Origin of the sequence: Nocardia vaccinii NBRC 15922 (assembly GCF_001613305.1) — a bacterium.
In the GTDB taxonomy this organism is placed as follows: domain Bacteria; phylum Actinomycetota; class Actinomycetes; order Mycobacteriales; family Mycobacteriaceae; genus Nocardia; species Nocardia vaccinii.
In genome coordinates this window covers 45,521-69,359 of sequence record NZ_BDCC01000021.1, presented here as the reverse complement: position 1 = coordinate 69,359, position 23,839 = coordinate 45,521, and the positions used below count along the sequence as shown (strand labels likewise).

At 67.5% G+C, this 23,839-nt stretch carries 18 protein-coding genes and 2 pseudogenes; 7 read left to right on the top strand and 13 right to left on the bottom strand.

Features of this window, described 5'->3' with window-relative positions:
• Positions 1-131 precede the first annotated feature (131 nt).
• Positions 132-275: pseudogene (locus tag NV1_RS43590) on the bottom strand (IS1380 family transposase); the annotation flags it as partial.
• A gap of 1,735 nt (positions 276-2,010) precedes the next feature.
• On the opposite strand from NV1_RS43590, the pseudogene NV1_RS17125 reads away from it, so the two are divergent.
• A pseudogene (locus NV1_RS17125) lies at positions 2,011-3,406 on the top strand (IS1380 family transposase).
• A gap of 243 nt (positions 3,407-3,649) precedes the next feature.
• Here NV1_RS17125 and NV1_RS17120 read toward each other — a convergent pair.
• Positions 3,650-5,206, bottom strand: a complete 1,557-nt coding sequence (locus NV1_RS17120; protein ID WP_067892376.1) for a serine/threonine-protein kinase — start codon at positions 5,204-5,206, stop codon at positions 3,650-3,652.
• Positions 5,207-5,528: 322 nt separating this feature from the next.
• Between NV1_RS17120 and NV1_RS17115 the strand changes: the two genes are divergently transcribed.
• A complete protein-coding gene (locus tag NV1_RS17115) occupies positions 5,529-6,701 on the top strand; it encodes a winged helix DNA-binding domain-containing protein (protein WP_067892375.1) in 1,173 nt (390 codons plus the stop codon).
• Between the two features lie 298 nt (positions 6,702-6,999).
• On the opposite strand, the gene nadC is transcribed toward NV1_RS17115, so the two are convergent.
• From nadC to nadA, 3 genes are all read right to left on the bottom strand, one after another.
• Positions 7,000-7,860, bottom strand: a complete 861-nt coding sequence (gene nadC, locus NV1_RS17110; RefSeq protein ID WP_067892373.1) for a carboxylating nicotinate-nucleotide diphosphorylase — start codon at positions 7,858-7,860, stop codon at positions 7,000-7,002.
• A 94-nt stretch (positions 7,861-7,954) separates the two neighbouring features.
• Positions 7,955-9,619, bottom strand: a complete 1,665-nt coding sequence (locus NV1_RS17105) for an L-aspartate oxidase (protein WP_067892371.1) — start codon at positions 9,617-9,619, stop codon at positions 7,955-7,957.
• 31 nt (positions 9,620-9,650) lie between these two features.
• The gene (gene nadA, locus NV1_RS17100; RefSeq protein ID WP_067892369.1) at positions 9,651-10,676 is read right to left on the bottom strand and encodes a quinolinate synthase NadA; all 1,026 of its coding nucleotides are present in this window, start codon (positions 10,674-10,676) and stop codon (positions 9,651-9,653) included.
• A gap of 79 nt (positions 10,677-10,755) precedes the next feature.
• Between nadA and NV1_RS17095 the strand changes: the two genes are divergently transcribed.
• Both NV1_RS17095 and NV1_RS17090 read left to right on the top strand, forming a co-directional pair.
• Positions 10,756-11,514 carry an NUDIX hydrolase gene (locus NV1_RS17095; RefSeq protein WP_067892426.1) on the top strand — a complete coding sequence of 253 codons (759 nt, stop codon included), beginning with the start codon at positions 10,756-10,758 and terminating at the stop codon, positions 11,512-11,514.
• A gap of 291 nt (positions 11,515-11,805) precedes the next feature.
• Complete coding sequence (locus NV1_RS17090) at positions 11,806-12,465, top strand: DedA family protein (RefSeq protein ID WP_067892424.1); 660 nt, start codon at positions 11,806-11,808, stop codon at positions 12,463-12,465.
• Between the two features lie 45 nt (positions 12,466-12,510).
• Here the strand turns inward: NV1_RS17090 and NV1_RS17085 are convergent, their stop codons facing one another.
• The 5 genes from NV1_RS17085 to bioB all read right to left on the bottom strand — a co-directional run bounded on the left by NV1_RS17085 (position 12,511) and on the right by bioB (position 16,436).
• Positions 12,511-13,707, bottom strand: coding sequence for a dipeptidase (locus NV1_RS17085; protein WP_067892367.1), 1,197 nt, complete (start codon positions 13,705-13,707; stop codon positions 12,511-12,513).
• A gap of 260 nt (positions 13,708-13,967) precedes the next feature.
• Positions 13,968-14,153, bottom strand: coding sequence for a hypothetical protein (locus NV1_RS17080; protein WP_067892365.1), 186 nt, complete (start codon positions 14,151-14,153; stop codon positions 13,968-13,970).
• 212 nt (positions 14,154-14,365) lie between these two features.
• On the bottom strand, positions 14,366-15,070 hold the full coding sequence (locus NV1_RS17075; RefSeq protein WP_067892363.1) for a DUF2567 domain-containing protein: 705 nt from the start codon (positions 15,068-15,070) through the stop codon (positions 14,366-14,368).
• Positions 15,070-15,279 carry a biotin synthase auxiliary protein BsaP gene (gene bsaP / locus NV1_RS17070; RefSeq protein ID WP_067892422.1) on the bottom strand — a complete coding sequence of 70 codons (210 nt, stop codon included), beginning with the start codon at positions 15,277-15,279 and terminating at the stop codon, positions 15,070-15,072. The genes NV1_RS17075 and bsaP overlap by 1 nt, the downstream gene beginning before the upstream one ends.
• A gap of 104 nt (positions 15,280-15,383) precedes the next feature.
• Positions 15,384-16,436 (bottom strand): biotin synthase BioB, encoded by a 1,053-nt coding sequence (bioB, locus tag NV1_RS17065; RefSeq protein ID WP_067892361.1) that lies wholly within the window; start codon positions 16,434-16,436, stop codon positions 15,384-15,386.
• 132 nt (positions 16,437-16,568) lie between these two features.
• Here bioB and NV1_RS17060 point away from each other — a divergent pair, with 132 nt between their 5' ends.
• Positions 16,569-17,171: a TetR/AcrR family transcriptional regulator C-terminal domain-containing protein gene (locus tag NV1_RS17060; RefSeq protein WP_067892360.1), complete on the top strand. Its 603-nt coding sequence runs from the start codon at positions 16,569-16,571 to the stop codon at positions 17,169-17,171.
• Between the two features lie 58 nt (positions 17,172-17,229).
• On the opposite strand, the gene bioD is transcribed toward NV1_RS17060, so the two are convergent.
• Genes bioD through NV1_RS17045 form a run of 3 tightly spaced genes read right to left on the bottom strand, consistent with a single transcriptional unit; the run spans position 17,230 to position 20,445 of the window.
• Positions 17,230-17,913: a dethiobiotin synthase gene (gene bioD, locus NV1_RS17055; protein ID WP_067892358.1), complete on the bottom strand. Its 684-nt coding sequence runs from the start codon at positions 17,911-17,913 to the stop codon at positions 17,230-17,232.
• Positions 17,914-17,944: 31 nt separating this feature from the next.
• On the bottom strand, positions 17,945-19,132 hold the full coding sequence (locus NV1_RS17050; RefSeq protein WP_067892356.1) for an 8-amino-7-oxononanoate synthase: 1,188 nt from the start codon (positions 19,130-19,132) through the stop codon (positions 17,945-17,947).
• A gap of 44 nt (positions 19,133-19,176) precedes the next feature.
• Positions 19,177-20,445 carry an adenosylmethionine--8-amino-7-oxononanoate transaminase gene (locus NV1_RS17045; protein WP_084525471.1) on the bottom strand — a complete coding sequence of 423 codons (1,269 nt, stop codon included), beginning with the start codon at positions 20,443-20,445 and terminating at the stop codon, positions 19,177-19,179.
• A gap of 174 nt (positions 20,446-20,619) precedes the next feature.
• On the opposite strand from NV1_RS17045, the gene NV1_RS17040 reads away from it, so the two are divergent.
• Positions 20,620-21,558 carry a bifunctional helix-turn-helix transcriptional regulator/GNAT family N-acetyltransferase gene (locus NV1_RS17040; protein ID WP_067892353.1) on the top strand — a complete coding sequence of 313 codons (939 nt, stop codon included), beginning with the start codon at positions 20,620-20,622 and terminating at the stop codon, positions 21,556-21,558.
• Positions 21,559-21,651: 93 nt separating this feature from the next.
• The gene (gene glgX, locus NV1_RS17035; RefSeq protein WP_067892351.1) at positions 21,652-23,820 is read left to right on the top strand and encodes a glycogen debranching protein GlgX; all 2,169 of its coding nucleotides are present in this window, start codon (positions 21,652-21,654) and stop codon (positions 23,818-23,820) included.
• Positions 23,821-23,839: the final 19 nt, after the last annotated feature.

Sequence of the window (23,839 nt, the reverse complement as noted above, 5' to 3'; positions counted from 1 at the left end):
CAAAACTGGCCCCACGGCCTGGTCTGCGCGCCGAAGGCGCGTGGACCAGCAGGTTTCGGGCACGGGGTAACCGCTGGTCTGCCCAGCATTTCCATGCGAGTCTCGGTTCGGGCCGTTTTGGGCCGGAGTGGTCAGATGCTGTCGGGTTGTGGTGGTGTGTAACCGATTATGTTGTGCCACAACGTGAGCCATGCATCAGCCCAGGGCCAGTGACGGAGCAAGTACAGGATGGGACGTCGTTGGGGGCGGGCCAGGCGGGCGGAAATGTTGACGAGTCAGGTGGAGCAGAGCTGCCGTAGTCCGAAGCTGGGAAAGCCGGTCACATGGCAACGGCCGCAGTGGCTTCAAGGATGGACGAAGCTGCAATGCTGAATGATGTGCCACCGATGATCGGACGAGACTGCCGAGGAAATCCTCTACTCGCTCGCTATGCATCGCCTGAATTTCCGACAAAAGAAACTAGAATAACTAATGATACGCGACATACATCGAACCCGATGGGCCGGAGCGTCGTTGAAATCTACTCCGGCCCATCTGTCATTACATCTCCGACAGCAGATAAGTCAGTTCGTGCCAGGGTTATTTGCTGCAATGCATGCTGCACTCGCAATATCCGCAGGCCGCGATGCCGGTGGAGCCTTTAGTATGCTCTCACATTTTTGAATATCATTGACACCCACTTTGCAGGCATTTAGTTCGACCGCTGAAACTCCGCCGTTGTTCGACAGATTCAGAGTGCAGGTGGTTACGCCGGCGTGTGCAGCACCACTAACTGCGACCGAAAAAAGACCCAGCGCTCCAGCAGTTACACCGACAGCAGCTGCGCGACGACCTACACTGATCACTCGAGAGATCATTGAGATATCCTCCCCTATATTATTTTGAATTTTCATGTTCGAAGAAGGAACCTATCGATCAACATCTCGATTGTCAACAAGACGAACTCGAACAACCGATCACCGCGTAAATGAGATAGCTGCTGTCGCGCCAATCGATGAGTTGCTCCGACAGCGTCAAGTGCTTCAGCAGCAATACCACGCCGCCGGTCATAGCCAGTACGCCGATGTACCTACCTGCGGAAGGCCCCCAGGTGCCAGACGTCGCACCGAGTCCCCGTGCTTGCGGTCGGTGTAACCGCAGGGCCCGCAGTTGAACTGCACCGTCCCCGACTCGACGCCCACCGGTCGCGAAGACAGCGTCCGGTCCGGACACCCGGGGCGCTGAAAAATTCAGGATCATAATTGTCAACAGCAGTGGGCATTGCCGCTGGACAAGGTCGCAGCGTCAAAAAAAAACCAGACGCACGGATGGTGTCTAAGAAAGGAAATGGGGTTTGCCCTACTCCATCGCGAGATTGCATCTCAGGGTAATCTCTTATGGCGTTGCACAAAACTTTCGCTCCGCCTGAAAGCTGGATCAGGCACAACTTTCGTAATCAAGTGGAATCGTCAAGTGAGCTCGATCCTCAGTCACTGCACCTGGTGACGCTGATTCACCAATTCCCGGAGACCGGCCTCATAGCGACAGCCAGCGACGGAACCCGCAGACATGTCGTGGGCATTCGTCAGCCCACTACAGTTGATTTATTCCAATCTGGCCGCTATCCGCGACGAAACCCGAGGCACGGGCCCCGGCCGCTGGTGGGGCGGCGCATACAGAGATTGCGCCGGTTCGCGATTTCATGACATGCAGTAATCACCTGGCGTGCCAGGTACCAGGCCCACGGGATCGCTAGGCCGCGCGATGAGGACTGGTCGGGTCTGCTGCGAGCCCTGGACAGGGACAAGCTGATTACCACGACGGCGAGCGCCGTCGCCACACAAATACGCTGTCACGCACTAGAGTTCGCGCCTTCTGGCCGATCATCCGGGATCGCACTAACCTGCACTAGCCTGGATTTTCCGCGAAAGTCCGCTGATAGGGTCGTGTGAAGTGCGAAAGTGCCTGTCCTGCAAGGCATAATGGGACTTCTCTCGGGTTCCATAATGCTGGCTGGAAGGCACTTCGCAGGTGAAGAATATCGCAACGCTTGGCCGGGTACGAATCTCTGCGGACGGCCACGGTGTCGTGTCGCATGCCGGGATGGGCATGGTGCGTGAACTCTCCGACCTGACCACACTGTCGGTGCAGGTCACCGCCGTGCTGGCCGACACATACAAGGGTCCGTGGGTGTACGAGCCGGGCGCGGTGTTCGCTGATCTGGCCGCGGCGGTGGCCGACGGCGCGGACTGCATCGACGGTGTCGCGCGATCCGTCGGCGACCGTGAGCACGTGTTCGGTCCGGTGGCGTCGACGACCACGATGTGGCGGCTGCTCGACGAACGCATCGACGCCGCGCACCTGCCCGGGATCCGCGCTGCTCGCGCGGCTGCCAGGGCCGCGGCATGGGCGGCCGGGGCCGCGCCCGACCGGGGTGGGTGGCTGCACATCGATGTCGATGCCACCCTCACGATCGACCATTCGGACAACAAGGAGAACGCGGCCGCAACCTGGAAGAAAGCCTACGGGTATCACCCGCTTCTGGTGTTCCTGGACCGCCCCGGCATCGCCGGCGGTGAAGCCCTGGCCGGGTTGCTGCGCCCCGGCAACGCGGGATCCAATACCGCCGCCGATCACATCACCGTGCTCGGATGGGCGCTGGACTCCCTGCCCAGCCATATCGGCCGGACACGAATGATACTGGCGCGCAAAAGATCCTGGTGCGGTCCGACTCGGCCGGGGCCACTCACCGCTTCGCCGCCCAATGCCGCAAGAGCGGGGCCGGGTTCTCCTTCGGGTTCGCCGTCGATGCCCGAGTGCGCGACGCCGCGGAGATCCTGAACAAGACCGAATCCTGGTATCCGGCCATCGATTCCGGTGGCGGCATCCGCGACGGCGCGTGGATCGCCGAGGCCACCGGCCTGGCCGACCTCGGAAAATGGCCTACCGGAACACGATTGGCCCTTCGCAAGGAGCGGCCACATCCCGGCGCGCAGTTGCGGTTCACCGATTCGGACGGGTTACGGATCACCGCGTTCATCACCGACACACCGGCCGGCGTCATCGACGGGCAACTCGCCGGCCTGGAACTACGCCACCGCCAGCACGCCCGCGTCGAGGACCGCATCCGCCAAGCCAAAGCCACCGGGCTGCGCAACCTACCCTGCCACGCATTCGACGCCAACGCCGCCTGGATCGAAATCATCCTTGCTGCAACAGATCTCATCGCCTGGACCAAACTCATCGGCTTCACCAGCCACCCCGAACTTGCGACCTGCGAGATCGAGACCTTCCGCTACAGAGTCCTGCACGTCGCCGCCCGCATCACCCGCAGCGCCCGGCAAACCCGCCTGCGCCTCGACAAACCTGGCACTGGGCCGCCGCCATCGCCACCGCCTGGCAGCGCATCCGCACCGCATTCACCTGACCCCCACCCCACCATCGGCTCGACCCGAAAGACCAACCGGCCCTGGAAAGCCCGCCCCACCTGGCGACACAGGCGACTTCGTCGCGCCCTACCACCCGAAATCAGGCACCACCAGCCAGCCCTGCCCGATCACCAGCAACAGACCCACCGGTACGCAAAATCGAGGTTAGTGCCCGACCACGTCGAACAGCCATACATAAAAGTCGCACCCGCGCAAGGCTGCTCGACGACAGGCAAAGAGACCTACGGGCTCTTGGTGTTGCTGTCGATCAACGGGGTTCCACTGCGGTCGTTCACCAAACGCAGTGTCACCGAACGGCTCTCGCCGCCGAAGGTCACACTCGAGACAGTCACCTTTACCGAGCCGTCGGCATTGGCACTCCCGGACTGGGCAACCGACTTGTAGGTTGTCACCGGTGAATTCGTCCAGAATTTCTGAAACGCGCTTTCACTTCCGTACACCTGCTGGGCGGCCGGGGTCAACATCTCCCAGGCACTGGAGAGATTCTGCTGGTTCGGCGTCAGATACCGGTAGAAGTGATCCACCTGATTGATAGCGTCACTGGATTCGACCGTGCCGTTGCTCTTGGTCTGCCCGAGGGCCTCGGTCGAGGCCTCGGTCGTCTGCGCCGCAGCACTCGTCGAGGTCGAATTCGCCTGGGCGGACGAGGATTGTGGCGGCGAGCCGCCGAACAACAGGTACAGCGCGACACCGACGATCACCAGGCCCGCGACGAAACCACCGACGAAAAGCAGGGTCCGGCGGTTGCCCGGCTCCTCCGGCTGCGGGGCCACCGCCGCATGCGACCGGGTGGGGTGTCCGTTGTTCCGGGCCGGGCGCACGGGCGGCAGGCTCGGCTCCGACGGGGGCTCCTGCGCCATCATCTCGGCCGTGGAGATCTCGGCCTGCTCGGCACGGCGATCCAGGGTGCGGGTGGCCTGGCGGCGGGACGCGGGGCGATGCGTGGCCAGCATCCGGGTCGGCACGGCGTCATCGGCCATATCGGCGAATTCGGCCAGCTGATCGCGGACCTCGACCATGCTCGGCCGGTCCTCGGGCTCGAAGCTGAGCAGATCCAGCAGCAGGTCGGTCAGCTGTCCGGCATTGCGCGGCTGACTGAGCTGACCATTGGCCGCCGCGTACAGCAGAGCCAGCGGATTGGGGTTGCTGCCGTACGGCGGCTCGCCCTCCAGGGCGTGGAAAAGCGTTGCGCCCAAGGCGAAGACGTCGGCGGCGGGCGTCGGATCGGTGCCGCGGGCCACCTCGGGGGCGAGGTAGGCGGCGGTACCGGAGATCAGGCCGGTCGCGGTCAGCGCGACATCACCCTTGGCCTTGGAGATGCCGAAGTCGGTGATCTTCACGGTGCCGTTCTCACCGAGCAGGATATTGCCCGGCTTCACGTCGCGGTGCACGATCCCGGCCCGATGCGCGGCAACCAGCGCCGAGGCCACCTGCTCACCGATCCGCGCCACCTGCGCCAGCGGCAGTGTGCCCTGCGAGGACAGCACCATCGCCAGACTCTGCGACTGCAGATATTCCATGACCAGGCAGGGGTCACCCTCGTGATCGGTGATGTCGAAAACCACGATCGCGTTCGGGTGCTGGAACCGGGCCGCGTTCCGCGCCTCGCGCGAAGCACGCGCGCGCACGATCTCCTTCTCACCCGGAGGCAGGCTGGGCTGGGTGAGGATCTGCTTGATCGCCACCGACCGTTCGAGCCGCTCGTCGACGGCGCGCCACACGACGCCTGTGCCGCCGCTACCAATCCGCTCGACCAGGCGGTAATGCCCTGCGATCACTTGGCCGGTTTCGATGGCACTACTCCGAATTCTCCGCGATCCATGACTTACCTTGCGCAGTCACCCGCGCGTGTTCCCGCACGAGTGTAGCGGGCCGCGCGGACGACGCCGACGCCGGAGCGTGATCCGGCTGAAATATGAGGAGCCGCTGTGCGATGCGCACGAGATCACCCCGAGACCGGAGCGAGATCATCGGTGGCTCAGCTCACCTCACGCTGGTCGTCGCGCCGCATCCGGTCCCGATCACACCGGCTCGCGGCGGCGCGCACAACGGGCGTACATATCGTCGGTCTCACCGAGCCGCACCCGCTAGTATTCGCCCATGCGTTCGATCGATGCCGCACAGCGGCGCGCACGCCTGGCCGTACGGCACCGGCTCGCCGCCACGGCCAGGGTGGACGACGCCGCCACGATCACCCGCTCACTGGTGGTACTGCACGCCACCGATCCCGCGACGGTCTTCCTGTCCGTCGCCGCGCGCAGCCACGAACTCGAACCCGCGCAGGTCGAGAAGGCCCTCTACACGGACCGGACCCTGCTGCGAATGCTGGCGATGCGGCGGACCATGTTCGTCGCGCCGATCGACCTGGTGCCCGCGCTCCAGGCCTCGTGCGCCGAGGCGCAGGCGATCAAACAGCGCCGCACCTATGCGCGTCATCTCGCCCAGGTCGTCGACGGGAATATCGGCGCCTGGCTCGCGGAGGTCGAGGAGCAAACCCACCGTGAACTGCTCACCCGCGGCAGCGCGACCGGCGCACAGCTCGGCGCGGCGGTGCCGCGCCTGCGCACGCAGGTCGACACCGCCCCCGGCAAGCCGTACTCCAAACCCACCGCCATCACCACCTGGATCCTGCTGATCCTGGGATGTGAGGGCCGGATCGTGCGTGGCCGCCCCAACGGCAGCTGGGCCAGTACGCAATACGTCTGGGAGCCGATCGAATCCTGGTTGCCCGCAGGCGTGCCCACGATGTCGCCCGAGGCCGCCCGCGCCGAGATCGTGCGACGCTGGTTGTACGCGTTCGGCCCGGCGCCGGTCGCGGACCTGAAGTGGTGGACGGGCTGGACGCTCGGTGAGGTCCGAAAGACCCTGGCGCAGCTGGATATCGCCGAGGTCGATCTCGACGGCAGCACCGGCGTCGCGCTCGCCGAGGATCTCGACCCGATTCCCGAACCCGAGCCCGGCCCGGCGCTGTTGCCCGCGCTCGACCCGACGCCGATGGGCTGGCAGGACCGCGAATGGTTTCTCGGCGCGCACCGCGACGCGCTGTTCGACGGCAACGGCAACGTCGGTCCGACCGTCTGGTGGGGCGGGCGCGTCGTCGGCGGCTGGGCTCAGCGCGCCGACGGCGAGATCGTCTGGCGCGCACTGGAGGACATCGGCCGCGAGGCGACCGAAGGCATCGCCGCGGAGGCTTCCCGGATCGAGGCGTGGTACGGCGATGTCCGCGCGATTCCACGATTCCGCACGCCTCTGGAACGCGAACTGATCGGGTAGCTCAGGTATTTCGCGCACGATCCGGTCCGCGAACCAACACAGCGCGGTTCTCCGGCCACCGTAGCCGCCCATCCGTGCAGCGCCCGCCGGGTGGCCTCGCGCCCGCCCGCGAGGATCCGCGCCACCGCGAGGTCCCCCGAGGCGCGCCGATCGGCTCGGCCAAGCCGGTCGGCGCGGGGTGTGATCGGCGGGTTGCGGTAGCGACTGGGCGAGACATTCGTACAGCCGGGCGGCCTGATCGGGACTGTCGTCGGCGATATCGAGATCGGCCAGGACGTCCGGTGACCGCCCGGCTCGGCTACATGTCCAGGCCGAGGTCGAGGACGCGAACGGAGTGGGTCAGTGCGCCGACGGCGAGGTAGTCCACGCCGGTGGCGGCGTATTCGGCGGCCGTCTCGAGCGAAAGCCCGCCCGAGGATTCGAGTTTCGTCCGCGGGGCGCGGTCGTTGCGGCGCTGCACGGCGGCCTGGGTGGCCCACAGCGGGAAGTTGTCCAGCAGAACGAGTTCCACGTCGTGCTCCAGGATGGCGTCGAGTTGTTCGAGGGTGTCCACCTCGACCTCGCAAGGAATATCGGGGGCCAGCGCGCGGACCGCCTGCAGGGCCGCCACCACCGATCCGGCGGCGACCACGTGGTTGTCCTTGATCAGCGCCGCGTCACCGAGGCCCATCCGGTGGTTGACCCCGCCACCGGCGCGCACCGCGTACTTCTGCAGGGAACGCATGCCCGGCAAGGTCTTCCGGCTGTCGCGGATGCGGCATTCGGTGCCCGAGACAGCGTCCACCCAGGCGGCGGTCGCGGTGGCGATGCCGGACAGGTGGGTCACCAGATTGAGCATGGTGCGCTCGGCGGTGAGCAGGCCGCGGGTCGGGGCGACCACGCTCAGCACGGTGTCACCGGGCGCGACCCGGGTGCCGTCGAGCACCCGGTCGGTGACCTCGTAGTTCGCCGCACCGATCACCTCGTCCAGAACCAGCAGTCCGACATCGATACCGGCGACGGTGCCCGACTGGCGCGAGGACATCGCCGCCTTCACCACGGCCTGTTCGGGAACCGTTGCGGCCGTGGTGATATCGGGCCCGTACCGCAGGTCCTCGTCCAGCGCGGTGCGGATCAGGGTGCGGATCTCCTCGCGATCGAGTCCGGGATCCAAGGTCATCGGTGTACTCCTGCATTCGTATCGTATGGCCGATCGATCCGCCCGGCGTCCAGCCGGTCGACGACCTGCCGGCCCGGCGTCCGCGCGCCCGGTGTCATGACGCCCTCGGCACCGGCGCGCCCCACTCGGTGTCGAGCTCGGCGCCGGCGGCGACCAGCTGCGGACGGCCGTCCGGGCCCAGGCGCACCGGAATGCAGCGTCGGAGGTCGTCGCGGGTATCGGGATGATCGGACCGGGTGTGGCAACCGCGGCTCTCGGTGCGAGCGCCCGCCGCGAGCAGCATGGCGCGGGCGGTGAGGGTCAGGGCGGCATCCTCGATATGCGTGACGACTCCGCTGACGTCGTGAGTCTCCACCGGGTCGCTGACGAGCTCCGGAAGATCCGCGGGCAGGGCGCGAATCCCGCCATCGCGCTCGTTCAGCAGATGCAGCAGCCGCAGCACGGCCCCGCGCAGGCCGTCACCGTCGCGCACCACTCCGGCGTTCTCGGTCATCAACTCCTGCAACAACTTCCGGTCGGCGTACGGAAGCTCCCAGTCACCGATGTCACCGACGCGCCCCGGTTCGCCGAGCCGCTCCGCGGCCGCAGCGCCGGCGCGCTCGCCCACGACCAGCCCCTCGAGCAGGCTGTTGGATGCCAGCCGATTGGCTCCGTGCAGGCCGGTGCGGGCGACCTCGCCCGCGGCGTAGAGGCCGGGCACGGTTGTGCGGCCGTGGGTGTCGGTGACGATCCCGCCGCACTGGTAGTGCGCGGCCGGTGCGACCGGAATCAGATCCGCGCTCGGATCGATTCCGGCCGCGAGGCACGAGGCCGTGATCGTCGGAAACCGTTGCGGGAAACCGCCGATCGCGCGGGCGTCGAGGAACACGTGATCGGTTCCCAGCGCACGCAACCGGGCCGCGATCGCCCGTGAGACCACATCACGAGGCGCGAGATCGCCGCGCGGATGCACGCCTTCGGTCACCGAATCCCCCAGGGAATCGACGAGTTTCGCACCCTCGCCGCGCACGGCCTCGCTGATCAGCGGTCGCCGTCCCAGACCGCCCCGGGTGAACAGGACGGTCGGATGGAACTGGACGAATTCCAGGTCCGCGACGGTGGCACCGGCCCGCAGGGCCAGCGCGATCCCATCGGCGGTAGCGCCGGGCGGATTGGTGCTGCAGGCGTACAACTGCCCGAGGCCACCGGTGGCCAGCAGTACCGCGGGCGCGTGCACGACACCGAACCCCTTGTCCGACACCGCGACAACGCCCTGAACCCCGCGCATACCGGTGACGATCCGCACCGCGGCCGCACCGAACAGCACGGGCAGACCCGCCGCATTCAACGCGCGCTGCACCTCCGCACCGGTGGCATCACCACCGGCGTGAATGATGCGCCGGGTGCTGTGCCCGCCCTCGCGGGTGCGCGACACCTCGCCGTCCCGGCCGAGATCGAAGACCGCGCCCAGATCGGTCAGCGCCGCCACGGCACCGCGGCCGCCCTCGACGATCGACCGCACCGCCTCGGGATCGCACAGGCCCACACCGGCCACGACCGTGTCCTCGACGTGGGATTCCACCGAATCCCCGTGCGGCGCGACGACGGCGATGCCGCCCTGCGCGTACTGGGTGGAGGTGTCCGAGGGCCCGCCCTTGCTCAGGGTGAGCACCCGCAGTCCGCACAGTGAGGCGGTGCGGGCCGCGGTCAGGCCCGCGACGCCGCCACCGATCACCACCAGATCCGCCTCGGCCTCCCACCGGATCACCGGGCCGCTCATCGGGGTTGTCCACTCTCGGGATCGGGGACACTCACTCCCCACCGCCCGGATTGCCGATGGCGATCATGCGCAACACCGAATCACGGCCCGCCGCAGCGGTTTCCGGGTCGACGTGCACTTCGTCACGATTCTCGACCAGGCAGCGCAGCAGCGCCGCCGGGGTGATCATCTTCATGTACTTGCACGAGGCGCGATCGTTCACGGCCTGGAAATCGACGCCGGGCGCGGCCTTGCGCAGCTGATGCAGCATGCCGATCTCGGTGGCGACCAGCACCTCGCGCGAGGTCGCGGCCTTCGCGGCATCGATCATGCCGCCGGTGGACAGGATGTGCACCCGATCGGCCGGGAAGGCGCCCTCGCCCGCGAGGTACAACGCCGATGTGGCACAACCGCATTCGGGATGCACGAACAGTTCCGCGTCCGGGTGGGTGCGGGCCTGTTCGGTCAGCTCGTCACCGTTGATGCCCGCGTGCACGTGGCATTCGCCCGCCCAGATGTGCATGTTCTCCCGGCCGGTCACGCGCTTGACGTGTGCGCCGAGGAACTGGTCGGGCAGGAACAGCACCTCGCGGTCCGGATCGATGGAGGCGACCACGTCGACGGCGTTCGACGAGGTGCAGCAGATATCGGTGAGCGCCTTCACCGCGGCGGTGGTGTTCACATACGAAACCACCAGCGCCCCAGGGTGTTCGGCCTTCCATTCGCGTAGTTCATCGGCCGAGATGGAATCGGCCAGTGAGCAGCCCGCACGCTGATCCGGGATCAGCACGGTCTTGTCCGGGCTCAGGATCTTCGCGGTCTCGGCCATGAAGTGCACGCCGCAGAACACGATCGTGTCCTCGGGCGCCTCGGCGGCAATGCGGGACAGCGCCAGCGAGTCACCGACGTGATCGGCGACGTCCTGGATCTCGGGCAGCTGGTAGTTGTGCGCCAGGATCGTCGCGTTGCGCTCGCGTGCGAGTCGCTTGATCTCCGCCGCCCACTCCGGGGTCGCCTCGACACCCGTGAATCCCGACGGGCCGTCCGCGACCCGCCCGGTCAACGTCATCGTCGCCATGGCATGGCTCCTCACTCTCGCGCCATCGGCGTTCGCGCCGATTTCGCATCCAACCGGTTTTCGACTTATAATCGAAAACGTGCCCCATAGTAGCACCATTCACGAATCGCTTACCGCGGTGTTCCAAGTTCGTCGCTTCCGCGACACCGTCACCGCAGGTCAGGCCAGCAACGAGCCGGTCGACCCCGATGCGCCCCGATCGGCATCCGGCTGGCACACCGAACTCGGGGTACTGCTGTGGCAACGGGCGATGGAACCGCAGACCGGCACCTGGTCACTGCCGGGCGGGCGGTTGCGCGACGACGAGGACCTGGATTTCTCGGCCCGCCGCCAGCTCGCGGAGAAGGTCGACGTGCGTGAGGTTTCCCATCTCGAGCAGGTCTGGGTGTTCAGCGACCCGAACCGGGTGCCGCCGCCGCGGCGCATCGCCTCGGCTTACCTCGGCCTGGTGCCGCTGACCGCCGACCCGCAGCTGCCGGACGATACCCGCTGGTATCCGGTCTCGGCCCTGCCCGCGATGTCCTTCGATCACGGCACCGTCGTGCGGCACGCCCGCACACGCCTGGCCGCCAAGCTGTCCTACACCAATATCGCCTTCGCCCTTGCCCCGGCACGTTTCACCATGTCCACCCTGCGCGAAATCTATTGCGCGGCACTGGGTTACGAAGTCGATACGACGAATCTGCAACGAGTCCTGAGCCGCCGCAAGGTGATCACCCCGACGGGCGCCACCTCCACCCCCGGCAAATCCGGCGGCCGCCCCGCCGCCCTGTACCGCTTCACCGACGACGGACTGCGCGTCACCGACGAGTTCGCCGCCCTGCGCCCGCCCACCTGAGCAAACCCGGTATCGATATATCCGCAACCGGTAAGCAATCGTTTGGCTATCGGTTGCGTTTCCACGATGCGAGCGGGGCCACGCACCCCGCCCGCCCTCCGGCGGCGCTCGCGCCCCTCCGGCCGCACCGGCATATCCGCTGTCCACGGTCCGGGTGAATGCGGGCATCCACCGCGCGGCGAGCGGCCGGTGACGTCAACTCCACCGCTGCGATCGCCGATCGTCCGAATGGGCGAATTGTCCTGTTGCGTGCCGCACGGTGCGCTTCCGCGGCCGGGTACCGTTGCCCACATGAACTCGCTGATGCAGCGGATCCTGGAGATCGCACCGGTATGGGTCTATCTGACCGTGGGTTTGCTGGTGTTCGCCGAGGACGCCATCTTCGTCGGTTTCGTCATTCCGGGCGAGACGGCGGCGGTGCTGGGCGGGGTCGCGGCCAGTCAGGGGCATGTGCAGCTGTGGGCGATGATCGTGCTGGTGATCGTGGCCGCCATCGTCGGAGACAGTGTGGGGTATGAGGTCGGCAAGCATTTCGGCACGCGACTGCTGGGGATGTCGATGCTGGATCGCTACCGGGGACGACTCGATCGCGCCCAGGACTTCCTGGCTCGCCGCGGCGGCTGGGCGGTGTTCCTGGGCCGGTTCACGGCGTTCTTCCGCGCGGTGATGCCCGCGCTGGTCGGCACCTCCCGGATGCCCTATGGCCGGTTCCTCGCCTACAACGCCACCGGCGGCATCGTCTGGGGCGCCACATTCGTGGTGCTCGGATATCTCGCGGGTCAGTCCTACGAGAAACTCGCCTCGACCGTGGGCCGCGGCATGACCATCGCGGTGGTGGCCATCGTGATCATCGGCCTGATCGTGTGGAAGGTGCGCGAGCGGCGCCACGCCAAGGTGATCGAGGCGGAGTACGAGACCACCCATGAGGGGTCCGCGCACGAACCGCATTGAGCGCGCCGGCCACCCGAGTCGGTCGAGTGCCGAATCGGTTGTCGCTCAGTTGTTTCCGTCGAGTTGATCGATGGTCGCGATCGACGGCGCGTGGGTGCGCCGCAGTTCGCGGGCGACGTCCTCGGCATCGCGTAGCACTCGAACGGCGTTGTGCCAGGTGAGTTTTCCCAGATCGGACGTCGACCAACCGCGTTCGAGCAGTTCGGCGATCAGGTTCGGATATCCGGATACATCGTCCAGACCCGCTGTGACGAAGGCGATTCCGTCGAAATCCCCGCCGAGGCCGACATGGTCGAGCCCGGCCGCCTCCCGCACATGATCGACGTGGTCGGCCACATCGGCCACCGTCGGCACCGGGCGCGGGTTCGCGGCCTCGAACGCCCGCTGACAGGCCATCGCGGCCGGGCCGGTATCGAGCGGGTGGAAACCGTTCGCACGCATATTCGCGTCCGCGTTCACGACCCATCGAGTCGCGGCGGGCAGGACGAACTGCGGAACGAAGGTCACCATCGCCACGCCGCCGTTGGCGGACAACGATTTCAGCACATCGTCGGGAATGTTGCGCGGGTGATCGCACAGCGCCCGCGCCGACGAATGGGAGAAGATCACCGGCGCTCGTGATATCGCGAGCGTGGCGCGCATGGTGTCGCCCGAGACGTGGGACAGGTCGACCAGCATGCCGAGCCGATTCATCTCGCGCACCACCTCCTGCCCGAATCGGGTGAGCCCGTGCGCCTTGGGCTCATCGGTGGCCGAATCCGCCCACGGCACATTGTCGTTGTGGGTCAACGTCAGGTACCGCACACCCAGCAGATACAGCGACCGCAAGGTAGCCAGCGAACAGTCGATGCTGTGCCCGCCCTCGGCGCCCATCAGGGAGGCGATCCTCCCCTGCGCCCGCGCGGCTTCCATATCCTCCGCGCCGAACGCCGCCCGCAACCGCTCCGGATACCGGGCGATCAACGCCCGAACGAAGTCGATCTGCTCGAGCGTCGCACTCACCGCCCGCTCCCCCGCCAGGCTCGACGGCACATACACCGACCAGAACTGGGCACCGACCCCACCGGCCCGCAGCCTGTTCAGATCGGTGTGCAGAACCCCGGACCGGTCCGCTGCCAGATCCAGCGCGTCCAGGTCGTAACGCACATGCGAGCGCATCGCCCACGGCAGGTCGTTGTGCCCGTCCACCACGGGCGCGTCCCGGAGCACCGCACGAGCACGATCGAGCAGATCATCGGCCATTCAACAGTTCTATACCTCCGCGTGCTCCGACCTGCCGATCCCACCCGGACACGCGGACGGACTCCGGCCGCGTCACCGATACCGGGATCTCCCCATCCGCTCCGCAGCGGTAGGCCGCCCGGAATGGGGTCGATCGCCTCGGCCGGTGCGGGGCGCCGACCTCTGCCCGGCCGACAGGCATCGGGACGATGCGCCGGCCCGCGCGCGTTCGGGAGCGATCGAAATAGTCTCCGCCGCCGAGCCACCCGGACACCTGTCGGTCAGCGCTCTGCATCCCGCTTGCGGTGCTTGGTCGTGCGACGGTAGGCGCGCTTGCTCGCAATCGGTTGCGCGGCACTGGATCTGCGCAGTTCGTGGCGGGCGCGCCAGGCGGTGAGGTCGGCGCGTTCGGCAGGGCGTTCGGTCGCCTGGTCCGCCGAGCGGGCGTGATCGCGAGTGTTGTTCATCACCGACCTCCTTTCCACTCGTTGTCGGCCTTCGTTTTCACGGTAACCGCCGACATGCGGGAGGGCCATCGAATTCCCTGCGGACAGGGTGCTCCGAGGCCGAAGGATCGCGACGAGATGTTCGGGCCACACGACACGGGCATCAGGATCGTCGAGTCGCGAACAGCGCAATGCCGGTCTGAATTACCCGGCAAGCATCGGCCAGCGGTTGTTCAGCGGTCGGCGCCCTCGAACGGACCGGTGCGATCCAGGGAGACGCTGCTGTTGGACACCGGCGTGCCATAGGGGCCGTAGGAGATGCCGGAGGTGTAGGCGCGGTCGTCGGCCGGCTCGGCCGGTCCGCCCACACCGAGATCTTCGGAGGTACTCAGGGCGGCCAGGAGCAGGATCACCAGGGCCGCGAACAACGGCTGAACCATGACGACCGTCCACGCGCCCGCGGAGAGGTCGGAGTGGATCCAGTGAGCGATGAGGGTGCGCCAGCCGTCGACCGCGGGCGGCATCGCGACGATGGTGTGCAGGGGCGGGTTCGACGAGTGCGGATGCATCCACCGTGCCACCAGTTCACCGGACCAGGACATCAGCTCCGCGCCGGCCAGTGAACCGAACAGCAAGGCGCACTGCGCGATCGGACCGCGCACCCGGCGCAACCGCCACACCGCCGCGGCGGTCAGCACCCCGGCCACCATGGCGATGCAAACGAACAGGGCGATCGCGTCGAAGCGGTGACCGCTCTCCCCCGTCAGCGCCGCACCGCGTCCGGGCTGTACCACGAGAACCCGTTCGGTCGGGGCCAGCGCCGCCCACACCGCGCCGCCGAGCGCGCTGACCAGCAGCACCGCGAGCACGACCCAGAGCGCGGCGCGCACCTCGCGCCGTCGCGAGGTGGACGGTTCGGCGGCACCCTGCTGGACCATCAGCGATGGTCCAGGGATTTCGAATCGAGCACACCGTGCCGGGAACACTTGGCCCACCAGCCCTCGGGATGGACCTGCACGATCATCCGGCGTCCGCACTGCTCACAGAATCGCGGCGGCTCGAGGCCCAGCGCGGCGGCCGCGGGCACCGGATCGTCCACGCCCGTGACGATTCGCTTACCCGTGAACGGGTTGTAGCGCTCTTCCATATCGACGACCACTTCTGCGAAACCCCTCGATGAAGTGCAGCGGCAGGGCTGCTCGACAATACCTTCACCGTACCGGCGGACGACGCCCGGCTCGGCCATTGCGATCAGAGGGTTTCGTTGAGCGCCTTGATCGGCATCTTCAGCTCGCCCAGCAGGTCGAGGTCCGCCTCGGCGGGGCGGCCCAGCGTGGTCAGGTAATTACCGACGATGACGGCGTTGATACCACCGAGGATGCCCTGTTTGGCCCCCAGATCACCGAGGGTGATCTCACGGCCGCCCGCGAAGCGCAGGATGGTGCGCGGCAGAGCGAGCCGGAAGGCGGCCACGGCCTTGAGCGCCTCGGCCGCGGGCAGCACCTCGAGATCCCCGAACGGGGTGCCCGGACGCGGGTTCAGGAAGTTCAGCGGCACCTCGTCGGGCTCCAATTCGGCCAACTGCGCGGCGAATTCGGCACGCTGCTCGATGGTCTCCCCCATACCGAGGATGCCGCCGCAGCACACCTCCATACCGGCCTCGCGCACCATGCGCAGGGTGCCCCAGCGCTCTTCCCAGGTGTGCGTGGTGACCACGTTCGGGAAGTGCGACTTGGAGGTCTCCAGGTTGTGGTTGTAGCGGTGCACGCCCATCGCGGCCAGCTGATCGACCTGCTCCTGGTTCAGCATGCCCAGCGAGCAGGCGACCTGGATGTCGACCTCGTTGCGGATGGCCTCCACGCCGGCGGCGACCTGCGCCATCAGGCGCTCGTCCGGGCCGCGCACTGCCGCGACGATGCAGAATTCGGTCGCACCGGTCTTGGCGGTCTGCTTGGCGGCCTCCACCAGCGAGGGGATGTCCAGCCAGGCCGCGCGCACCGGTGACTGGAACAGACCCGACTGCGAGCAGAAGTGGCAGTCCTCGGGGCATCCGCCGGTCTTGAGCGAGATGATGCCCTCGACCTCGACCTCCGGACCGCACCAGCGCATCCGCACCTCGTGCGCAAGGCCGAGCAATTCCTCGAGCCGATCGTCCCCGAGCCGCAGCACCTGAACGGTCTGCTCCTGTGTGAGCCCGACGCCGCGCTCGAGCACCTGCTCGCGAGCGGTCGCCAGAATGTCGGCTTCGGTCCTGACGGGCGCCTGGGCCGACCGGGGCGGTGAGGCGGGGGTATGCGTTGGCACTGCACGATTCCCTTCGTCCGGCCGGGGCGGCCGCGCAACGTGAACGGTGTACTTGAACGGTGTTCAGGCTAAGGTAACCCCAGACCGGAAGTCAAAGCCGGGACAAATGAAGGTCGTCAGAAAGGGCCAGCCGTGCAGCTGCACCGCACCGACGTCGTCGACGGAGCCGTCGCCATTCTCGACCAGTACGGATTAGCCGATCTGACGATGCGTCGGCTGGCGACCTCCCTGCACGTCCAGCCCGGGGCGTTGTACTGGCACTTCCCCAACAAACAGGCGCTGCTCGGCGCGGTGGCCGACCGGATTCTCGCGCCGATGGAGGACACCGTCGACGCGGACGACTGGTCCGGACAGGTCACCGAACTCGCCCATCGGCTGCGTTCGTGCCTGCTGGCCTATCGCGACGGGGCGGAGGTCGTCTCGGCCACCTACGCCTCGCGCCTGACCACCAGCAAGGGCCGGGAACGGTTGGCCGGGGCGCTGATTCGCGGCGGGATGACCCGCGAGGAGGCCGATCGGGCCGCCTACACGCTGCTGTACTACGTCCTGGGCGGGACGGTGGACGAGCAGTCGCGCATGCAGATGGATTCCGCGGGCGCGTTGGACGAGCAGGCCTCGCCGGTGCACGAATCCCTCACCGGCAGCGAAATCCCCAGCGCCACCGATCGTTTCGAATTCGGCCTGCAACTGTTCCTCGGCGGCGTACGGCATCTGCTGGGCAGCCGGGTGCGCTGAACACTCGACGGCCGACGATCGAGCCGACACTATCGTGCGGATCAGGCGCCACCGATGATCAGATCGCGAGATAACGCTCGGACCAGGCGGGCACGAACCAACCCGGCGCAGCCTCGGCGAAACGCTCCGGAGCCCAACGCCCAGCACCCTCCGGAATACTGCCGACCAGGTCCACACCGGTGACCGCGGGCAGATCGGCGCGATTGCACTGCGAGGCCAGATCCGGTGCCACAGGCCAGGAACCGACGACGAGCCCCGCGCAGTGCACCCCGGCGGCGGCCAGCGCGCGGGTGGTGAGCTCACTGTGGTTCAGGGTGCCCAGGCCGGCGGCCGCGACCACCAGCACCGGCGCGTTCATCTTCTGCGCCAGGTCCAGCAGCGTGAAATCGCCCATCCGGACCAGCAATCCGCCGGCGCCCTCCACCAGGGTGAGATCGGCGTCCGCGAGCGATTCCACGCCCGCGGCCGTCTCGGCCAGGGTCAGCAGCGGGCTGCCGCAGCGGCGGGCGGCGGTGTCGGGGGCGAGCGGGTCCGGGTAGCGGGCCAATTCCAGTGTGCGCGTGACACCGGCGAGCCGAGCGATCTCCGCGAGATCGCCGGGCTCGTCCGGCCGTACGCCGGTCTGGGCCGGTTTGCAGACCGCGACCGAACGCCCGGCCGTGCGCGCCGCGGCCGCCAGCGCCGCGGTGACGACCGTCTTGCCCACGTCGGTCGACGTGCCGGTCACGATCAGAACACTCACGAAATCCTCACTCCCACAACAGGAAACAATTTCACGACGCGGACGCGCCGGCGGGCAGGACCGCCGGGCGCGGATCGGCCGACCCGGCTCGCGCCTGCGTCAGAACCTCACCCAGAACCGTTGCGATGATGTCCATCTCGGCGTCGGTGAGGTCGGCTCGCGCGGTCAGCCGCAGCCGCGAGGTGCCCTCGGGCACCGACGGCGGCCGGAAGCATCCGACGTTCAGTCCCCGCGCCCGGCATTCACCGGCGGCATCGTAGGCGACCTGCGCCTTGCCCAGCACCACCGACACCACCGCCGAATCCGGCTGTGACACACCGGCGATGCGGGCGATCTGCGCCGCGCGGGTGAGCACCCGCCCACCCATGTCCGGATCGCGGCGCAGCAGTCCCAGCGCCGCGCGGGCCGCACCGACGGCCGCCGGAGCCAGGCCGGTGTCGAAGATGAACGTGCGCGCGGAATCGATCAGATGCGCCCGAACGCGCTCACTGGACAACACCGCGCCACCTTGGGCGGCAAGGGCTTTGGACAGTGTCGCGGTGACGATCAGATCGGGCAGTCCGGCCAGGCCCACCTCGTGCACCAGCCCGCGCCCGCCCTCGCCGCGCACGCCGATACCGTGTGCCTCGTCGACGATCAACACCGCGCCGTTGGCGTTGACCACCCGGTGCAGATCGGTCAGCGGCGCGAGATCGCCGTCGGCACTGAACACCGAATCGGTGAGCACCAGCGCCCGCTCCTCGCTGCGCCCGGCCAGTAGCCGGTCCACAGCCTCGACGTCGCAGTGCGGGGCGATTTCGACCCGGGCCCGCGACAATCGGCAGGCATCGACCAGCGATGCGTGACTGCCCGCGTCGGACACCACCAGCGATCCGCGCCCGGCCAGTGCCGTGACCACGCCGAGGTTGGCGGCGTATCCGGTGGCGAACACCAATCCCGCTTCCGCGCCGACGAATTCGGCCAGTTCGGCCTCGAAGTGCTCGTGCGCGGCCGTCGTCCCGGTCACCAGGCGCGACCCGGTCGATCCGGCCCCCCAGGTGCGCACGGCATCGACCGCGGCGGCGATCACCTCGGGATGCCGGGACAGGCCCAGATAGTCGTTGGATGCCAGATCGATCGCCGTGGATCGCGGCTGCCGCGCCCGCAGCTCCCGCCGCAGTCCGGCGCTCACTCGTGCGGCGGCCCGCTCGTCCAACCAGCTCAACGGATCAATGGTCACAGGAGGGAAGCATACTTGAACGCCGTTCAGGAGCAATACCCGACTCAACTCGCGGCCGCGGCGACCACTGCGGCGGTGATCCGGGCGATATCGTCCGGGCTGCTGATGAACGGGGGCATCGTGTAGACGAGGTTACGGAACGGCCGCAGCCAGACCCCGGCGTCCACCGCGGCGTGGGTGGCCTTGCGCATATCGACCGGATGATCGAGTTCGACGACACCGATCGCGCCCTGCACCCGCACCTCCACCACGCCCGGGACCTCCTGTGCCGCAGCCAAACCGGCGGTGAGCCGGGCCTCGATCCCGGCGACCTCGCCGTACCAGTCGCGGGAGAGCAGCAGTTCGATCGAAGCGACCGCGACCGCGCAGGCCAGCGGATTGCCCATGAAGGTCGGCCCGTGCATGAGCCCGCCGTGCCCGGCGCTGATCGTCTCGGCGATCCGCGAAGTGCACAGGGCCGCGGCCAGGGTGAGGTATCCGCCCGTGAGGGCCTTGCCCACGCACATCACATCGGGCCGCACGCCGACCCGGTCCGCCGCGAAAAACGTTCCGGTGCGGCCGAATCCGGTGGCGATCTCGTCGAATACCAGCAGGACGCCGTATTCGTCGCAGAGGCGGCGCAGATCTTTCAGATAGTCCGGATGATGGAAGCGCATACCGCCCGCCCCCTGCACGATCGGCTCCACGATCACCGCCGCGGTCTCCCCGGCATGCGCGGCCAGCAGACGTTCCAGTTCGCGGACGTACTCCGGCTCGTACTCCTTCGGCGGCACGGGAGCGAAGATCTGCTCGGCGAGCACGTCGGTCCACAGCGAATGCATGCCGCCCTCGGGATCGCACACACTCATCGGAGTGAAGGTGTCGCCGTGATAACCGCCGCGCCAGGTGAACAGCCGACGCTTGTCCGGCTTGCCCAGCGCCCGCCAGTACTGCAGGCACATCTTGGCCGCCACCTCGACCGACACCGATCCCGAATCGCACAGGAACACCTTGTCCAGTCCGTCCGGGGTGTGTTCGACCAGCAGCTGACACAGCCGCGCCGCTGGTTCGTGGGTCAGGCCGCCGAACATGACGTGACTCATTCGCTGCGCCTGCTCGGTCAGCGCCGCGTCCAGCACTGGATGCCGGTAACCGTGCACCGCCGCCCACCAGGAGCTCATCCCGTCGACCAGTTCGCGACCGTCGGCCAGGGTGAGCCGGGTTCCGGCAGCGGAGGCGACGACCAGCGGATCGGTCGCAGCCGGAAAGCCGCCGTAGGGATGCCATACGTGGGCGGCATCCAGCGCGGCGATCTCGTCGGGGGTCAATGCCACGGCAATCCTTCGCGAGGGCGTCCTTGAACGTCGTTCAAGTTACCATCGGCGACCTGCCCGCTCACATCCGCTCGTGAAAATCGTCCACATCGAGAGGCCCGTCGAGCTATCTTTTGACGCAGTCAAAGAATATTCTGACCATGTCAAAGACAAGCGAACCGGAAGCGGAGGCTCATGAACACCGCCCTCACGAGTGCCGACGTCGACACCGAGCACATCCACGCCGTCCGCGAATTCAATCGCCGCTACACGCGATTGATCGGCGTCCTGCACGAACACCTCGTCGACACCGACTACTCACTGACCGAGGCGCGCATCCTGTTCGAACTGGCCCACACCGACACCGCGGACGTGGTCGAACTGCGCCGGGGCCTGGACCTGGACCCCGGCTATCTCAGCCGCATCCTGGCCCGCTTCGAGCAGGACGGGCTCGTCGAGCGGCGCCGTAGCGATCAGGACGCCCGGCGCCAGCAGGTGCGGCTGACCGACCGGGGCCGCACCGTCTTCGCCGACCTGGACGAGCGCTCCAGCCGCGGCATCGCCGACCTGCTCGCGGACCGTCCCGCGGCCGACCACACCCGCCTGGTCGAGGCCATGCACACCATCGAGACCATCCTCGACGGCCGCGACGCACCGGTGCGCATCCGCGATCCGCGTCCCGGGGACTTCGGCTGGGTGATCGCGCGCAACGCCGCCCTCTACGCCGCCGAATACGGCTGGGACGGCAGTTACGAAACCCTCGTCGCGCGGATCGTGACCGGCTTCCTGGAATCGCACGATCCGCACACCGAGCGCGCCTGGATCGCCGAAGCCGGCGGCGAGCGACTCGGCGCGGTGTTCTGCATGCGCGAGGACGACAGCACCGCACGCCTGCGGTTGCTCCTGGTGGAACCGTCCGCACGCGGCCGGGGCGTGGGCACCGCGCTGGTCGGGCAATGCCTGGAATTCGCCACCGCCGCCGGATACCGCGACATGGTGTTGTGGACCAACGACGTGCTGACCTCGGCCCGGCACGTCTACCAGCGGGCCGGATTCGAACTGGTCGAGTCCGAACCGCACCACAGTTTCGGCAAGGATCTGATCGGGCAGACCTGGCGGCGGGCACTGCGCTGAGCCCCGTCCGGCGCGACCGCCAGGTGCGCCGTAGGCCACATCTCGACGCCCACCCGCGCCGGGTCCACAGGAACGCCCGTTACTGTCGGAGGCATGGTTCCACCCGACGCACTCGGTGAAGTCGCGCCGCTCGGCATCTGGCCGGGCACCGCCTACCCGTTGGGCGCCACCTACGACGGAGCCGGTACCAACTTCTCCCTCTTCTCCGAGGTCGCCGAGCGGGTGGAATTGTGCCTGATCGGGCGGGACGGGACGGAGATCCGCATTCCGCTCGAAGAGGTCGACGGCTACGTGTGGCACGCGTACGTGCCCGCGGTCGGCCCCGGACAGCGGTACGGCTTCCGGGTACACGGCCCGTTCGAACCCGAGCGCGGACTGCGCTGCGATCCGAGCAAACTGTTGCTCGATCCGTACGGCAAGGCGTTCACCGGCGAGTTCGGCAACGATCCGTCGCTGTACACCGTGGGCCGGGATTCGCTGGGGCACACCATGACCGGCGTCGTGATCAACCCGTACTTCGACTGGGCCGACGACCGCGCGCCACGGCGGCCCTATCATGAGACGGTCATCTACGAGGCGCACGTCAAGGGTATGACGATGACGCATCCGCAGGTGCCGCCCGAGCTACGCGGAACCTACGCCGGGATGGCACATCCCGCGATCATCGAACATCTCATCGGACTGGGCGTGACCGCGGTCGAGCTGATGCCGGTGCACCAATTCGTGCACGACCGGCTGCTGCTGGACAAAGGGCTGCGAAATTACTGGGGGTACAACAGTTTCGGCTATCTGGCCCCGCATCACGAATACGCCGCCGATCCGCGCGCCGGCGCCGCGGTCACCGAATTCAAGGCCATGGTGCGCGCCCTGCACGCCGGGGGAATCGAGGTGATTCTCGATGTGGTCTACAACCACACCGGCGAGGGCAATCACCTGGGGCCGACGCTGTGTCTGCGCGGTATCGACAACGCGGCGTACTACCGTCTGGCACAGGATGATCCGCAGCACTACGTCGACTACACCGGCACCGGCAACAGCCTCAACGTCCGGCATCCGCACACCCTGCAGTTGATCATGGATTCGCTGCGCTACTGGGTGCTGGAGATGCACGTCGACGGATTCCGCTTCGATCTGGCGGCCACCCTGGCCCGCGAACTGCACGACGTGGACCGGCTGTCCACCTTCTTCGATCTCGTCCAGCAGGATCCGGTGGTCAGTCAGGTCAAATTGATCGCCGAACCCTGGGACGTCGGCGAGGGCGGCTATCAGGTCGGCAACTTCCCGAGCCTGTGGACCGAGTGGAACGGCAAATACCGTGACACCGTGCGCGATTACTGGCGCGGCGAACCGGCGACACTGGGCGAGTTCGCCTCTCGGCTGACCGGCTCGTCGGATTTGTACGAGGCCACCGGGCGCCGCCCCGGCGCCAGTATCAACTTCGTCACCGCGCACGACGGGTTCACGCTGCAAGATCTGGTGTCGTACAACGACAAACACAACCAGGACAACGGCGAGGACAATCACGACGGCGAGAGCCACAACCGATCCTGGAACTGCGGCGTCGAGGGCCCGACCGACGATCCGCAGGTTTTGGCTCTGCGAGATCGCCAGACGCGCAATATGATCGCCACCCTCGCACTCTCCCAGGGCACCCCGATGCTGCTGCACGGTGACGAGATGGGCCGCACCCAGCACGGCAACAACAATGCCTACTGCCAGGACTCGTCGCTGTCCTGGGTGGATTGGTCTCTGGCACAGAAAAACTCGGACCTGCTGCAGTTCACCCGCGCCGCCCTGGCGCTGCGAGCCGAACACCCGGTGTTCCGCCGCCGCCGTTTCTTCGACGGCCGCCCCGGCGCCGACGACGACCGCGACGGTCGCCTCGACGCACCCGATATCGCCTGGCTGACCCCATCCGGCGCCGAGATGACCGCCGCGGACTGGGATTCCGGATTCGGCCGCTCCCTGGCGGTTTTCCTGAACGGCTCACGGATCAACGAGCCGGGCCCGCGCGGTGAGCGCATCCGGGACGACTCGTTCCTGCTGTGCTTCAACGCCCACGACGCGCCCATCGAGTTCACCTTGCCGGGACCGGATTTCGGCACCCGGTGGTCCGTGGCCCTGGATTGTTCGACCCCCACCGGACACGCACCGATCGACTACGACACGCCGGCCATGGTCGAGGTGCCGGACCGTTGTCTGCTGGTATTGCACCGGACGGACCGGCCCGATGCACCGGAACCGGTGTGGGCGAGGATGTAGGGCCGCAGGCACGCCATGA

Bases quoted from the DNA above. Each gene is read 5' to 3' on its own strand.
- NV1_RS17080 (WP_067892365.1), bottom strand. From the start codon at position 14,153: ATGAACAACACTCGCGATCACGCCCGCTCGGCGGACCAGGCGACCGAA.
- nadA (WP_067892369.1), bottom strand. From the start codon at position 10,676: ATGGCGACGATGACGTTGACCGGGCGGGTCGCGGACGGCCCGTCGGGA.
- NV1_RS17075 (WP_067892363.1), bottom strand. From the start codon at position 15,070: ATGGTCCAGCAGGGTGCCGCCGAACCGTCCACCTCGCGACGGCGCGAG.
- NV1_RS17085 (WP_067892367.1), bottom strand. From the start codon at position 13,707: ATGGCCGATGATCTGCTCGATCGTGCTCGTGCGGTGCTCCGGGACGCG.
- bsaP (WP_067892422.1), bottom strand. From the start codon at position 15,279: ATGGAAGAGCGCTACAACCCGTTCACGGGTAAGCGAATCGTCACGGGC.
- NV1_RS17105 (WP_067892371.1), bottom strand. From the start codon at position 9,619: ATGAGCGGCCCGGTGATCCGGTGGGAGGCCGAGGCGGATCTGGTGGTG.
- nadC (WP_067892373.1), bottom strand. From the start codon at position 7,860: ATGACCTTGGATCCCGGACTCGATCGCGAGGAGATCCGCACCCTGATC.
- NV1_RS17090 (WP_067892424.1), top strand. From the start codon at position 11,806: ATGAACTCGCTGATGCAGCGGATCCTGGAGATCGCACCGGTATGGGTC.
- NV1_RS17040 (WP_067892353.1), top strand. From the start codon at position 20,620: ATGAACACCGCCCTCACGAGTGCCGACGTCGACACCGAGCACATCCAC.
- NV1_RS17115 (WP_067892375.1), top strand. From the start codon at position 5,529: ATGCGTTCGATCGATGCCGCACAGCGGCGCGCACGCCTGGCCGTACGG.
- glgX (WP_067892351.1), top strand. From the start codon at position 21,652: ATGGTTCCACCCGACGCACTCGGTGAAGTCGCGCCGCTCGGCATCTGG.